This window comes from Paludisphaera sp. (genome assembly GCF_037189885.1).
GTDB lineage: Bacteria > Planctomycetota > Planctomycetia > Isosphaerales > Isosphaeraceae > Paludisphaera.
On sequence record NZ_JBBCIR010000010.1, the window covers coordinates 75841 to 89194 of the forward strand.

A 13354-nucleotide genomic window follows, 5' to 3' on the forward strand; every position below is an offset into this window, starting at 1 on the left:
GACGATCATCGAATCCCCTACACTCGCCCACCCAGATTACGAGACGAAGGCCGGTTTGGTGAGGTCAATCGCAAGTGGGACAGCCGCCCGACCCGACATCCGCGCGGATCCCGCTCGACCAGCCGGCCGACCGGCTCGTCGCGGCCGTCGCCGGCTGGCCGGAGCCGGCGATCCTGGAGAGCGGCCCCGGTTTCGGCCCCGCCGGGCGCTGGAGCATCCTGGCGGCGTACCCCCGGCTTGTCTTCGAGGCCGTCGGCCCGCGCTGGTCGATCCGCGCCGACTCGGGGACCTCCGAGCAAGGCGACGACCCGCTCGCCCGGCTAGAGTCCCTGACGCGCGAGCATCGGCTGGCCGATCCCGCCGACGAGCCCGACCCGGACGCCTGCCCGTTCCAGGGGGGGCTGATCGGCTTCCTCGGCTACGACCTCGCCCCGCTGCTGGAACGCCTGCCGCGCAAGGCCCCGCGCGACTCGCGCCTGCCGGACATCCGCATGGCGCTGTACGACACCGCCGTCGCGATCGACCACGAGCGCGGCGCGACGGCCATCCTCGCGTGGGACCTGACCGGAGAGGGGCGCGAGGCCGTCGACCGGCGCGCGCGGTTCTGGCGGCGGGCCCTGCGCGACGCGGTCGCCTCGCCCCGGCACGTCGTACGCTCCACGCTCGGCCAGGCCGTTTCGAACTTCACCCGCGACGAGTACCTGGCCGCGGCGCGACGGGCGATCGAGTACGTCCACGCCGGCGACGTCTTCCAGGTCAACCTCTCGCAGCGGTTCGAGGCCCGCGGCAAGGTCGACGCGCTGGACCTCCACCTGCGCCTCCGTCGCGAGAGCCCCGCCCCCTTCTCGGCGTTCCTGCGCTGGCGCGACCTGGCGGTCGTCTCGGCCAGCCCGGAATGGTTCTACCAGACGCGCGGCGACCGGATCGTCACCCGGCCCATCAAGGGGACGCGACCCCGCGGCGACTCCCCCGAGGCCGACGCCGCGCTCGCCGCCGAGCTGACCTCCTCGCCCAAGGATCGGGCCGAGCTGACCATGATCGTCGACCTGGAGCGCAACGACCTCGGCCGGGTCTGCCGCTACGGGTCGGTCGCGGTGACGGAGCCCTTGACGCTGGAGAGCTACGCCCAGGTGCATCACCTGGTGGCCACGGTGGAAGGGAGGCTGCGGAAGGGCGTCGGGCCGGTCGACGTGATCCGCGCCGCGTTCCCGGGCGGCTCGATCACCGGCGCGCCGAAGATCCGCGCGATGGAGATCATCGACGAACTGGAGCCCACGCGGAGGAGCCTCTACACCGGGGCGATCGGCTACCTGAGCCGGGGCGGGGCCAGCGGCTTCAACATCGCCATCCGGACGGTGCTGGTGGAAGGCGACCGCGTCCGCTACCAGGTCGGCGGGGGCATCGTGGCCGACTCGTCGGCCGAGGCCGAGCACGAGGAGACGCTGCACAAGGGGCTCGGCATGCGTCGAGTTTTGGCCGGGGAGGGCGCGTCGTGATCTGGACCGGCGGCGAGATCGTGCCCGACGACGCCCTGACGATCGGCGTCCACGACCGGGCGTTCGAACACGGCCTCGGGCTGTTCGAGACCCTCCGCCTCTGGGACGGCCGGCCCACGCTCTTGCCGAGGCACCTGGACCGGCTGACCCGGTCCGCCCGCGCGCTCGGCCTGCCGATCGATGGCGTCGCGCTGCCGACGGCCGACGACGTGGCCGCGCTGCTGGCGGCCGACGGCCGCGAGGGGGACGCGATGCTCCGGATCACGCTGACCGGGGGCGCGTCGGCCTCGGGCGGCGCGACGCTCTGGATGCGGTCGGCCCCGTTGCCGCCCATGAGATATGAGGGGGGCGCGCGTCTGGGGACGACCGGGCCGGCGCGTCTCGATCCGCTCGTCGCCCACAAGACGCTGAACTACTGGCCGTATCGGCTCCTGGGCGAGAAGGCCCGGGCCGAGGGCTGCGACGAGGCGATCCTCATCGACCCCAAGGGCTGCGTGATGGAGGGGACGCGGACGAACGTCTTCTTCGTGGTCCGCGGCGCGCTCGTGACGCCGCCGGCCGACGGCCGTATCCTGCCGGGCGTGATGCGTTCGCTGGTGATTGAGCGGGCGCGGGGGCTGGGGATCGCCGTGGAGGAATCGCCGTTGGGGCTGCTCGACCGCCGGCTGCAACCGGGGGAAATCTTCCTCACCAACGCGGTGCGCGGGGTGGTCCCCGTCGGCCGCTGGGGGGGGGCGGAGTTCCCCGCGCCTGGGGCGACGACGGGGCGGATCTGGGACGACGTGCGACGATGGCTGGAAGGGGGGGGAGCATGAGGACCGTCGCCGAGGTGGCCGGCTGGCTGGAGGGCTTCGCCCCGTCGCGGCTGGCCGAGAAGTGGGACAACGTGGGCCTGCTCTGGGGCGATCCCGGCGCGGAGGTCGAGCGGGTGATGACCTGCCTGACCGTCACGCCCGAGACGGCCGACGAGGCGATCCGCGAGGGCGCCGGGCTGATCGTCAGCCATCACCCGATCCTCTTCCGCGAGACCAAGCGGATCCGCGCCGACCTGCCGGGGACGGGGTTCCTCTGGCGACTGGCCCGCGCGGGGGTGGCGATCGCCAGCCCGCACACCGCGTTCGATAGCGCGGCCGACGGCATCAACGCCGGCCTCTGCCGCCGCCTGGGAATCCTCGACGCCGTCCCGATCCGCCCGGCCGCCGCGCCGGCCGCCTTCAAGGTGGTGGTCTTCACGCCCGAGTCCGACCGCGACGCCGTGCTCGCCGCGGCCTTCGCCGCCGGCGCGGGACGGATCGGCGACTATGACGAATGCTCATTCGCCATCCCGGGGCAAGGGACGTTCCGCGGCGGCGACTCGACCAGCCCGACCGTCGGCGAGAAGGGCCGGCGCGAATCCGTGGCGGAGCTTCGGCTCGAGGTGGTCTGTCCCGGCGGCAAGCTCGCGGGGGTGCTGGCGGCGGTCCGAGGGGCGCACTCGTACGAGGAGCCGGCGATCGACGTCTACCCGGTCGAGTCGCCGCCGTCCGAGCTGGGCGCGGGACGCGTCGGCCGGCTGGAGAGCCCGCGATCGCTGGGCGAGTTCGCCCGCGCGGCGTCGGGCGTGCTCGGCGTGACGGTGCAGGTGGCCGGGGATCTCGACGCGCCGGTGGAGCGCGTGGCCGTTTCCTGCGGCGCGGGGGACGACTTCCTCGGCGACGCCGCCCGCATGGGCGCCCAGGCGTTGCTGACCGGCGAGGCCCGCTTCCACCGCGCCCTGGAAGCTCGCGCGACGGGCGTCGGCCTGATCGTCGCCGGCCACCACGCCACCGAGCGCCCCGGCGTCGAGGACCTGGCCGAGCGCATCGCCCTCGCCTTCCCCGACATCATCGTCTGGCCCAGCCAGGACGAGTCCGACCCGCTGGTCGCGGTCGATCACGCGGGCCGCGCCTGATCAGGAGCTTCCGCCGGGCCACAGAGGGATGGCTGTCAGCGCGGGACCAGGATCCAACGCGGATTATTCACAGTGTAGCCGGAGCAGCCGAGCGAGTAGTATTCCCCATGGCGGGCGATCAGCGATGTATGCGTCGGGAGGCCGACGACGCACCGGACCAGGCGCGGACCCGAATGGTGTGCCCCCCCACCGCGGTAGCAGCCCAGGCCGGGGACATCGACGGGACTGAGCAGCGAGAGGAGGAAGGCGCCACGGATGGCGATCGTCCAACCGTTCTGGCGACCCAGCCGGCGAGCGAGGAACGCGCCGGCGAGGAGCAGGGGCAGGCTGAAGACGCGGAACGAGAGCAGCAGGCCCCAGGCCATTGCAAGGAAGAACAAGGTGTTGTCCGGTCCCTCGTCGCGCTGCTGGACCACGGGTCGTGCCCCCGCCGTCTGGCCAGAACTCAGGCTACCCCGATACGACAGCCCACGGTCGAATCGGCCTATCGCCGACCCTCACCGAGCCTGCCCCGAACGGGAGTATGATCGGGCAGTCGCCTCGCGCCGAAATCTGGGTCAGGACAAGGTCAAGCCGCTATCCGAACGCCTGGCCAGTAGTCCGGCTGTCACGTAACAGATATGAGGTGCCGGGTTGAGCGTTGAACCCGGCTGAAAATCCAACCGGGGAATCGCATGGCTTTCCGCAAGTTCAAGGCTGTTGACAAGTTCTTAAATGACCGGGCTGGGGCTCGAACCCAGGACCAACGGATTAACCTACCTCATCGGCTCTCGCCGACCGCCTTACGCCGCAATGACTTAACGCATCGACGATCGCCTTACCGGATTCGATTTACCGGATTCGACTTGTGCTGAGCCCCAAGATGGGGGCTTTGCGATGCCTAGACGGCCTGGGGTGGGGCGTAAGAACGGGCACTGGTATTCGGAGGCCGGGGGCAAGCCGAGATACTTCGGGAAGATCGTCGACACGTCCAAGGCGGAGGCGATGAGCCGGTTGTGGAAGGCACTCGCCGACGACGACAAAGGGCCGGATATGGCCCTTTCAGCCCACGACCCAGAGCCCACGCCGAAAGCCGAGAGCCAAGGGGCTCCATCCCCCGCCCCTGCCTCTGTTGGGGTGTCCAGCCAAGAGCCCCAAGGCCCGACGTGGGAGGCGTTGACCGACGCCTATCTCTCATGGATCGAGGCCAACCGATCCGGAGCCCTTCATCGAGAGGCGAGACGACATCTCGGGCGATGGAACGAAGCCCACGGCGAAAGGCCCGTCGCCTCGATCCGGGGCGATGACCTGGAAGCCTTCCGGGAGACGCTGTTGGCCCAAGGCCATGCCCGGATGTACGTCCAGAAGCATGCGACGACGATCAAGGCTTGCGTGAACCGGGGGATTCGGCTCCGGCTCTTGCCCAAGGGCTTCAAGCCGTTCGACGGGATCGAGGGGCTTCGGATCCCGCCGAAAGCCTTGCTCGAAAGCGACCTTCCCACGGCTGAGGAGGTGCGAGCGTTGATCGCCCACGCCAAGCCCGAATTCGGGGCGATGCTCAAAGTCTACTACCACACCGGGGCGAGAACCCACGAACTCATCGAGGCGAGAGCCGGCGACTACCAGGCCAAGGCCCGATCGCTGGTGCTCACGAAACATAAGCGTTCGAGCACGCTTCGGGAGTATCGCCCTAGGTCGATCCTCTTGAACGATGAGGCATGCTCGATCGTGGAGGCCCGATGCCGGGGGCGGGAGCCGGGCGCCCTCATCTTCCCGAACCGGGCGGGGAACGCCTTCACGTCATGCTTGCTCGGGGACATGTTCGCCCGGCTGAGGAGCAAGGCGGGAGTGCGTGAACACATCACGATCTATTCGCTGATGCACTTGTGGATATCGGAAATGTTGATGGCGGGGCATGACGCACTCATCGTTGCACGCATGGCGGGGACGTCCGTGAAGATGATCGAGCAAGTGTACGGACATTTCCGCCATCGAGCCCTGGCCGACGCCCAAGCGACCCTCGATCGGGCGAGAGGCAGGGTGTGAAGGATAGACTTGATTACATCAACTCTACCCCAAGGCATCAAGTTGATGGCATCAAGTTGACATTGTCAACTCTACCTTAAAACTCCACTACCTAGAGAGTGGAGTATAGTATTACACATTATCTTGGGCCAGAAAGTAGGCCAGGCGAAGAGCGGACGCTCTTTTCCTGGCCTGTTGCATTGAAGCCGGAAATAGGCAAAATGGCCGTTGCGGACGGGGAATAAAAAAAGCCCAGAAACTCACTGGAGGCATCACGAAATATCTAGAGTCACGACTATTATACATTGGAGGTGAAGGATGAACGTTTGCGTGACCATTGAGGAGGCGGGCGAACGCTTGGCGCTGTCCCCGCAATCGATACGCCGATTGATCGCCGAAGGGCGCCTAATCGGCTACAAATTTCGCCGATCGCTGAGGGTAAGCCTCGAAAGTCTAGAGGCTTACATCCGGTCGTGCGAGATCGGGAAGTGAGACGACCGACCGAGGAAGACGACAACGTGGTCGTCGGAATCGGGGAGTCGCAAGGATGATCGTTTTACACAAAGGATTGAAGCATGTTTGACTTTGGAATCTGGACCGAGGGGCAAGGCGGAGTGCCGGCGGGTGCCTACCCGGGCGTGTTCACGGGAACCGTGGGGGAGCCGGCCAATGAAGAAAAGGGCTGGGGTGAAGGGGTGAAGTTTCTATTCGAGATCACGGCGGGAGAACACAAGGGCAAGACGCCGATCCGGATCGTCACTAAGACCAAACCCGGCCCCAACAATGGACTTGGGCGGATGCTCGTGGCGTTGCTCGGCGCCCCTCCGAAGCCCGGGGATAGCATCAACATCGAGGCATGCATCGGGAGGCCGTACACGATCATCGTCGCCGCAACGCCCAAGGGCGGAACCCGGGTGGAGACGGTCGCCCCGATGAGTTGACGAAAAAGGGGCCGGAGAAGTGTTGCTTCCCCGGCCCCCGAATCATGACAGTATCAATTGATTTTATTCACAAAGGATTGACATGAGTATTATAGTGCCGATCGAGGCCAAAATCAATAAGGCTTTGGAATATGCAAAACTAGGATTTTCCCCCATCCGCCTACACGGGGCGATCAACGGAATTTGTACTTGTGGCAAGATGGATTGCGGCTCGATCGGCAAGCATCCGAACACGCCCCACGGCTATAAGGACGCCACGCAAGATGAAAGCGTCATTCGCCGATGGTTCGCCGAAGCCCCCTTGTCCAATCTGGGCATCGCCCCGCAAGAGGGCGTCGTGGCGGTGGACGTAGATCCGAAGAATTCGGGCGATCGGACTTGGGCCGAATGGCAAGCCGAATTCGGGGCCGTCGGCCGGACACCCCAAAGCAAGACGGGGAGCGGGGGTTATCACTATCTTCTGACTCTTCCAGCGGGCGTGAGAGTCAAGAATGCGGCGAACAAAGTAGGGCCGGGCGTCGACTTGAGGGGGCACGGCGGGTTGATCGTCGTCGAGCCCAGCGTCACGGACAAGGGCGGATACCAATGGATTGTGGCTTTGACCGAGCCGATCGCCCCATGCCCCGACTGGTTGCTCGACAAGATTCGTGAGAGCAAGGGCTTTCACGACGATCCGACCGCCAAGCCCCAGGCCGATCCCAAGGGAGCGACGGCGTTCGTTTGGGGAGAGGATCGGGCGTGCGATTTTCCTTCCCACCCTGGAACGTCGTCCGGCGAAAAGCCCTCTAGGCATGACGAATTGTGTCGCCTCATCGGGATCCATCTCAATCGTGGCGACAGTCTCAAGACGATCGAGGCGATGGCGACGGAATGGGCATGCCGCTGCACTCCGCCCATTCCCGAGAAAGACGTTCTCAAAACCGTGCGAGGGCTGGCGAATAAGGAATCCGCCAAGGCGGGAGCGGAATCCCCTTCTCATGGAGAGGAGCCCCAGGCCCCGCGCGGCGGGGCCATGGGATCGGAGCCGGAAGCGGGGGGCTTGGGTTCCGATCCAGAGCCGGGAGCGGGGGATTCAGGCCCCGCCCCCGACCATCTTGGGGTGTCCAGCCAAGAGCCGGAATCTCCGGAGAGTGAAGAAACCGACGACGACGACGATTGGCCTAGACTGGACGATGACGCCTTCATCGGCCTGGCCGGGCAGATCGTGAAGGCCGTGGAACCGGAGACCGAGGCCGATCCGGCGGGCATCCTCTTGACCTTGCTCACGGCGTTCGGCAACGCCGTCGGCAAGAGCCCAAGTTTTCGCATGAGCGACGCCGAGCATGCCGCCAATCTCTTTTCCGCACTCATCGGAGGGACGGCGAGCGGCAAGGGGCGTGCGGCGAAGATCGTGATGCGGCTCATGAGGGCGGCATGGGCCGAGTGGGCGAAAGAAGACGTCGCCTGGGGCTTGTCGAGCGGCGAAGGGTTGGTGGACAAGATCAAGGATGAAGGCGAAGAGCCGGAGCCCAAGAGCCTACTCTGCGTCGAAACCGAATTCGCCCGGACGATCACCGCCATGCGGAGGGAAGGGAACACCCTGAGCCCCTTGCTTCGATCGGCATGGGACGGGCAGACGCTTGACGTTCTCACCAGGGGCAAGAGCCGCATCCGGGCGACCGACCCGCACGTCTCCCTGAGCGTCCACGCCACCCCGGAAGAGTTGGCGAAACTCCTTAAGGACAGCGTCGAGACGTGCAACGGTTTCAGCAACCGGATCCTTTGGACGATGGTCCGCCGGAGCAAGTCGCTCCCGGAAGGCGGACGGCATGACGTGCTGGACGAATTCGTCGAACCCTTGCGGGAGGCGATCGTCAAGGCCCGTGAGATCGGCGCTTGCTGGCGTGACGACGGGGCGAAGGCCCTTTGGCGTGAAGTGTACGACGAACTCACGGAAGAGAGGCCGGGAGCCTGGGGCATGGCCGTTTCGAGAGGCCACGCACAGACCCTTCGCCTATCGCTGATCTACGCCCTAATGGATGGAACCCAGATCATCGGCGAGAGGCACTTGAGGGCGGCCCTGGCCGTTTGGCGTTATTGCGAGGATTCGGCCCGTCGCCTATTCGGAGGCGTGGACACCCCAGGCGGGCAAGGGCAGTCTCTTGACATTCGCTTGCTCGACACGATCGTCAAGGAACCCGGCATCAGCCGCCGGGAGTTGCGTCGTCGCCAGTCTCGGAAGTGGCTCCCGCATTTCGATGAAGCGATGGCATCGCTCCGATCCCGACGGCTGGCCCATCCGAGGAATTCCACGACCGGCGGACGACCTTCGGAAACGTGGCATCCCGGGCCGGGCGACGATCCCGACACCGATGCCGAGTCGCCGTTCACGTTCACCTGGGGCGATGACGATGGGGAGGAAACTCCCCATCCGCCAGCCGCCAAAAGCCAAAAGCCCCAGCCCGCAGACCTTTTGGCGGTTTTGGCAGCTGGCAGTTGCGATGATTCGGAAGCCAAAAGTCATGGTAAAGACCTTTTGGCGGTTATGGCAGCTGGCAGTTGCGATGATTCGGAAGCCAAAGGTCATGGTAAAGACCTTTTGGCAGTTATGGCAGCTGGCAGTTGCGATGATTCGGAAGCCAAAAGGCATGGTAAAGACCTTTTGGCAGTTTTGGCAGCTGGCAGTTGCGATGATTCGGAATCCGAAGGCCAAAGCCAAGGGGCTCCAACCCCAGCCCCCGCCTTGCTTGGGGTGTCCAATCAAGAGCCGTACTCAATCGAGGATGAAGCCGTGAGCCCGGAAGCCAGAGCCCGACACCTGGAAGCCCAACGTGAGTGGCGGGAGGCTTTGGCCGGGAAGGTCAAGGCCCAGGCCCATCGCCTCGATCGTGACGACCTCGCAAGGCTGAGCGATCACGCCTACCTCGATGGCCTGGCCAAGAGGCTTTATCTTCAGGCGATGAGGACACGCCCCGACCGTCGCTCAAGCGATCCGCTCCCGCCCGACGTTGAAGGCGATATCTTGTGGCTTGAGCGATACGTGAACGCCGTCGCCAAAGAGCAAGCGAGGGTCAAGGAGCTTAAGCGTCAAGATATCAGCGATCAAGAATGGGACGACGCCTTCCGCTCGATGCTGGCGGATGCGGAGGCGGAGGAAGAAAACTTGAAGATTCCGGCGGAAGGCTCTTGACTTTAGCCGAGGGTTATGGTACAATGGCCAGTGCCTACTTCTAGGCATCATCAATATCTCATATCATCAAGCGTGGAATTGCTTCCGACCCTTCGCCTTAGACTAGGCTTAGGGCCGGCGGCGGCATTCTCTAGGCTTACGCCCAGAGCCAAGCGGCTACGCTTGAGGCTTTAGGATAGGACACCCCACCGGCACCGACGTGCCGGGCCTTTGGGCTTTTCGCCTTGGGCCTTCGCCTTTCGTCGCATGGGCGACCGCCGAAAGCCAAAAGCCAAAAGGGGGACGCCCCCGCCCAAGGCCCCCCGTTCAACGGGTAGCCTTAAGCCAGAGATGTGGTCGAAATCGCCACACCAGAGGTGTGACCGAATTGATCACGCCATTACCATGGTCGGAGTCACCACGGAAGGGGGCATCCGGCCGGGTCGACCGTCGTGGCGAAAAGCGACTCACACACGAGCATGCTTTTACGCAAACTTTCAGGGCATTTTTTTGGAAGGGGGGCCTTTCGCCGGATCGGTCGCCGAGACCCAAAGCGGCGGCTCGTGTGCTAAATGCGAGCGTGGTGCAAAACCTGGGGAACCAGGGGGGGAGTCGTGGCCGAATCCGGCTCCAAGCCAGGAAGGTCATCCCGGCGTGTCATTCTTTACCGCCCCGAATTAGGGCAAATTCAGCCGCCCCCCCCCAAGGCCCTCGCATCCTTCCCCGACCGGGATCCGGCGACCGTCGCCCCGACGACGAAACAATTCGTCCAGTTTTCCAAACTCTAACATGATGGACGGGCGATCACGGAAAAGGTGATAATATAACCTTTTCGCTTCAGGGGGAGGGGTACGCCCTGAACCGTGAGGACGGAAGCCGTCGTCCAGACGCCCGCATGATTGAGCCCATGCGGGAGGTGTTTCGCCGCCACGGCCGTTTACAAAAATGGGATCGTCGTCTAGGCTGGGGACGGCCCGTTTACCGGATTCCCATACCGGTTTCGAGGCCGATTTCGTGCCGGATTCAGCGTCGAAACCGGTAAACATCAAAGTTGGCTCATGCACAAGCTCGTCGTAAGTCTAGGCTGGGGCTGGGGTTGAAAGTGACCGGGCTGGGGCTCGAACCCAGGACCAACGGATTAACCTACCTCATCGGCTCTCGCCGACCGCCGCCCCTCGGGGGAGGGGCGGGTTGAAGGTCTGGACTATCTCTTCGCCGTCGCAGGCGCGCCGCGTATAGTCTCTGGGGCTGGCCCCGGGGATCCCCCGGAGGCCTTGCCTGCTGATGGCCCAATCCCCCCGCTTTTCGAACCGTCACGTTCGCCGTCGCCGGCCGCGTTGTGGTGCGGGGGGCTCTCAGGGCGTCCCAGCAAATAGCGGCGTCCACTCGTCGCGGTTCCACTTCTTCCCGCGCGAGGCTCCTATTTCGCGGCCGAGGCCGCGCTTGAAGTCCGTTGCTCTACCAACTGAGCTACCCGGTCGCTGATTGTCAAAGACATACCCAGGGTACGTTCCGCAGGGGCGTTCGTCCAGCCCACGAGTCACGAAGACTCGGCGGGCTTCGCGGTCCGGATCAGCCGGGCGATGAAACGGGCCTCGCAGTCGTGGATCTGGGGCCACAGGTGGACCATGCCCGGGGTGTCGTCTTCCTCCAGGGGGTGGGGGAAGGGGTCGAGGCGGAAGTCGCGATGGTCGTTCAGGAAGGCGTTGACGACCCCCTGGGTCTCGCGGAGCGTCGCCGTGGCGACGGTGTAGACGATCGTCCCGCCGGGGCGGACGGCCGTCGCGGCCAGCTCCAGCGACCGGCGCTGGCGATCGGCGAACTCGGCGAGCTGGTCCGCCTTGACGATCCAGCGGACCTCCGGGTGGCGGCGCCACGAGCCGACGCCCGAGTTCGGCGGCGCGACGAGGACGCCGTCGAACGTCCCGGGCTTGCCGGGGGCGTGCCGGCCGTCCCACGCCTTCGCCGACACGTTCCGGAACGGGCTGCTCCGGATCTTGAGGGCGGCGGCGCGGCGGGCCGGCTCGTGCTCGAAGGTGGAGATCACGGTCCCCTTGCCGCGCATCTCGTCGGCCAGGCCCAACGCGTGCAGGCTCGACCCTTCGCCCAGGTCCCACCAGCGCTCGCCCGGGTCGGGGTCGCAGACCTTCGTGACGGCTCGCGAGGCGAGGTCTTCGACGATGAGGGCGCCGCGGGTGAACGACTCGAACGGACGGAGGTCGACGTCGCTCTCCAGGCGCGCGGCGACGTCGATCCGACGTTGGACCCATGGGCGATGGCCGGCCTCGCGCAGCTCGTCCCAGACGGGCTTGGGGTCCTCGCCGCGCACCACGACCCAGAGGCTGGGGGGCTGCTGGACGGCGTGGAGGAACAGGAGCCGGCGCATCTTGGGCGACTCGTCGCCCGGCGGCATCGGGAGTTCGTCGCGGATCCAGGCGGGGAAGTTCATCCAGGGGTCGGCGGCCACGGCGCGGTCGGCGGCGAACCGCTTGAGCGTCTCGGCGCGGGCGGCCCAGGTCGGGGCGTCGCCGCCGCAGGAGAGGCGGGCGTAGTCCTTCGCCGCCTTGCTCGCCCAGATGCGGGGGATGGCCGAGAGCTGGGTGGAGTCCAGCAGCCAGGCCAGGAGCAACTGCTCCTCGACGTGGACCAGCCGCAGCGGCTCGATCCAGCCCCACCAGCGGACTAGCGACGCCAGCGACTGGTTGATCAGCCGGCGGTCGCCCCGGGTCGAGCGCTTCTTCGCCTCCTCCCCCTGGGCGTCGACGATCGCCGATTCCAGCCGCTTGCCGCGGTCGAGCACGTCGCGGAGGACCTTCGGCGCGATCGTGGCGATCAGCGACGCCATCGCCGGCATGGTCTTGCCGCGCGGCGTGCGCTGGACGAGCGGCGAGCCGGCGGGCCGGGGCGGCTTCGGCGGGTGCGGGCCGGGCTTCGGGCGGCGCGACGAGGGGCCGCGACGGGAATTTCGGGGATTGCTGCGGGCCATGTTCGGGGCTGTCTCGGAGGAGGGGCGGAGGGGGCGTTTCGGATAAAAGGTTTGACGTTAGACCGGCTCGACGGCCGGCCGCGCGGGGGCGAGGGGAATGCGAAGGTCCTCGCACGACATCCGGTAGCTGGCGTCCAGGTCGAGGGGGACGGAGAAATCGGGGGCGATCCACAGGGGGACCGTCGGCAGGGGCCGCCCCAGCTCGAGTGGCATCGGCCAGAGGTGGAGCCGCCGACCTTCGTCCTCGCTCCCGACGGCCCGGTAGGAGACGGCCGAGAGGTCCGCCGACGGTAAGCCGAGGTCGTCGGCGTGGACCCCGAGGAGGGACAGGATGGAGCCGTTCAGGTCGGCCCGTCGCGTGGTGACGGCGTCCACGACCACGACGCCGCCCCCCTGTTGGAGGTAGCCGACGCACTTGACCGCAAAGGCCCTACGAGAGGCCGGCCGGTCCTTGTTCCTGGGGCTGATCAGCTCGATCGCGGCGACGAGACGCGGGTCGCCGTCGTCGGCGAACACCTGGACCTCGACGCCGTCGGCGTCCGCCAGGTCGACCGCGACCGCGACGGCGGGGGCCGGCGCCGACCACCCTCCCGGCCCGGGCGCGTCATGACCGGGTTCACGCGCCTCCGATGTCTTCAGCGTCGCCACGTCGATCACGATGGGCCCGTCATGGTTCACGAGGGGGATGGCATAGTACTCCGGGGGCAAGACGCCCTGATTGAGCAGCCGGGCCATCGCCGCCGCCCAGGCCCCGTGGAAACCGCGCCAGGGGTGCGTGCGATTCAACGGCGGGTTGAAGTGGTCAAGGAGCGGCATGGGAGGGAGGCCCTTCGTGAGGTCACCGGGCGT

General features: G+C 66.4%; 9 protein-coding genes. 6 read left to right on the forward strand and 3 right to left on the reverse strand.

From position 1 onward, the window contains the following. The first annotated feature begins 74 nt into the window (after positions 1 to 74). The 3 genes from pabB to WG209_RS04475 are packed head-to-tail and all read left to right on the forward strand — an operon-like array spanning position 75 to position 3426. Positions 75 to 1496, forward strand: coding sequence for an aminodeoxychorismate synthase component I (gene pabB, locus WG209_RS04465; protein ID WP_337173806.1), 1422 nt, complete (start codon positions 75 to 77; stop codon positions 1494 to 1496). Next, positions 1493 to 2311, forward strand: coding sequence for an aminotransferase class IV (locus WG209_RS04470; protein ID WP_337173807.1), 819 nt, complete (start codon positions 1493 to 1495; stop codon positions 2309 to 2311). The genes pabB and WG209_RS04470 overlap by 4 nt, the downstream gene beginning before the upstream one ends. After that, positions 2308 to 3426 carry a Nif3-like dinuclear metal center hexameric protein gene (locus tag WG209_RS04475; protein ID WP_337173808.1) on the forward strand — a complete coding sequence of 373 codons (1119 nt, stop codon included), beginning with the start codon at positions 2308 to 2310 and terminating at the stop codon, positions 3424 to 3426. Before WG209_RS04470 ends, WG209_RS04475 begins: the two co-directional genes overlap by 4 nt. Positions 3427 to 3461: 35 nt before the next feature. Here WG209_RS04475 and WG209_RS04480 read toward each other — a convergent pair whose 3' ends face one another. After that, positions 3462 to 3842 (reverse strand): hypothetical protein, encoded by a 381-nt coding sequence (locus WG209_RS04480; protein ID WP_337173809.1) that lies wholly within the window; start codon positions 3840 to 3842, stop codon positions 3462 to 3464. A 478-nt stretch (positions 3843 to 4320) separates the two neighbouring features. On the opposite strand from WG209_RS04480, the gene WG209_RS04485 reads away from it, so the two are divergent. The 3 genes from WG209_RS04485 to WG209_RS04495 all read left to right on the forward strand — a co-directional run bounded on the left by WG209_RS04485 (position 4321) and on the right by WG209_RS04495 (position 9540). Further along, the gene (locus tag WG209_RS04485; RefSeq protein ID WP_337173810.1) at positions 4321 to 5451 is read left to right on the forward strand and encodes a tyrosine-type recombinase/integrase; all 1131 of its coding nucleotides are present in this window, start codon (positions 4321 to 4323) and stop codon (positions 5449 to 5451) included. 554 nt (positions 5452 to 6005) lie between these two features. Continuing rightward, the gene (locus WG209_RS04490; protein WP_337173811.1) at positions 6006 to 6371 is read left to right on the forward strand and encodes a hypothetical protein; all 366 of its coding nucleotides are present in this window, start codon (positions 6006 to 6008) and stop codon (positions 6369 to 6371) included. A gap of 94 nt (positions 6372 to 6465) precedes the next feature. Then, positions 6466 to 9540, forward strand: a complete 3075-nt coding sequence (locus WG209_RS04495) for a bifunctional DNA primase/polymerase (protein ID WP_337173812.1) — start codon at positions 6466 to 6468, stop codon at positions 9538 to 9540. Between the two features lie 1519 nt (positions 9541 to 11059). Here WG209_RS04495 and WG209_RS04500 read toward each other — a convergent pair. Both WG209_RS04500 and WG209_RS04505 read right to left on the reverse strand, forming a co-directional pair. After that, a complete protein-coding gene (locus tag WG209_RS04500; protein ID WP_337173813.1) occupies positions 11060 to 12505 on the reverse strand; it encodes an RsmB/NOP family class I SAM-dependent RNA methyltransferase in 1446 nt (481 codons plus the stop codon). Positions 12506 to 12562: 57 nt separating this feature from the next. Then, the gene (locus tag WG209_RS04505) at positions 12563 to 13321 is read right to left on the reverse strand and encodes a hypothetical protein (RefSeq protein ID WP_337173814.1); all 759 of its coding nucleotides are present in this window, start codon (positions 13319 to 13321) and stop codon (positions 12563 to 12565) included. Positions 13322 to 13354 lie beyond the last annotated feature (33 nt).

Coding starts and splice junctions, on each gene's coding strand:
- WG209_RS04475 (WP_337173808.1), top strand. CDS start 2,308: ATGAGGACCGTCGCCGAGGTGGCCGGCTGGCTGGAGGGCTTCGCCCCG.
- WG209_RS04490 (WP_337173811.1), top strand. CDS start 6,006: ATGTTTGACTTTGGAATCTGGACCGAGGGGCAAGGCGGAGTGCCGGCG.
- WG209_RS04500 (WP_337173813.1), bottom strand. CDS start 12,505: ATGGCCCGCAGCAATCCCCGAAATTCCCGTCGCGGCCCCTCGTCGCGC.
- WG209_RS04505 (WP_337173814.1), bottom strand. CDS start 13,321: ATGCCGCTCCTTGACCACTTCAACCCGCCGTTGAATCGCACGCACCCC.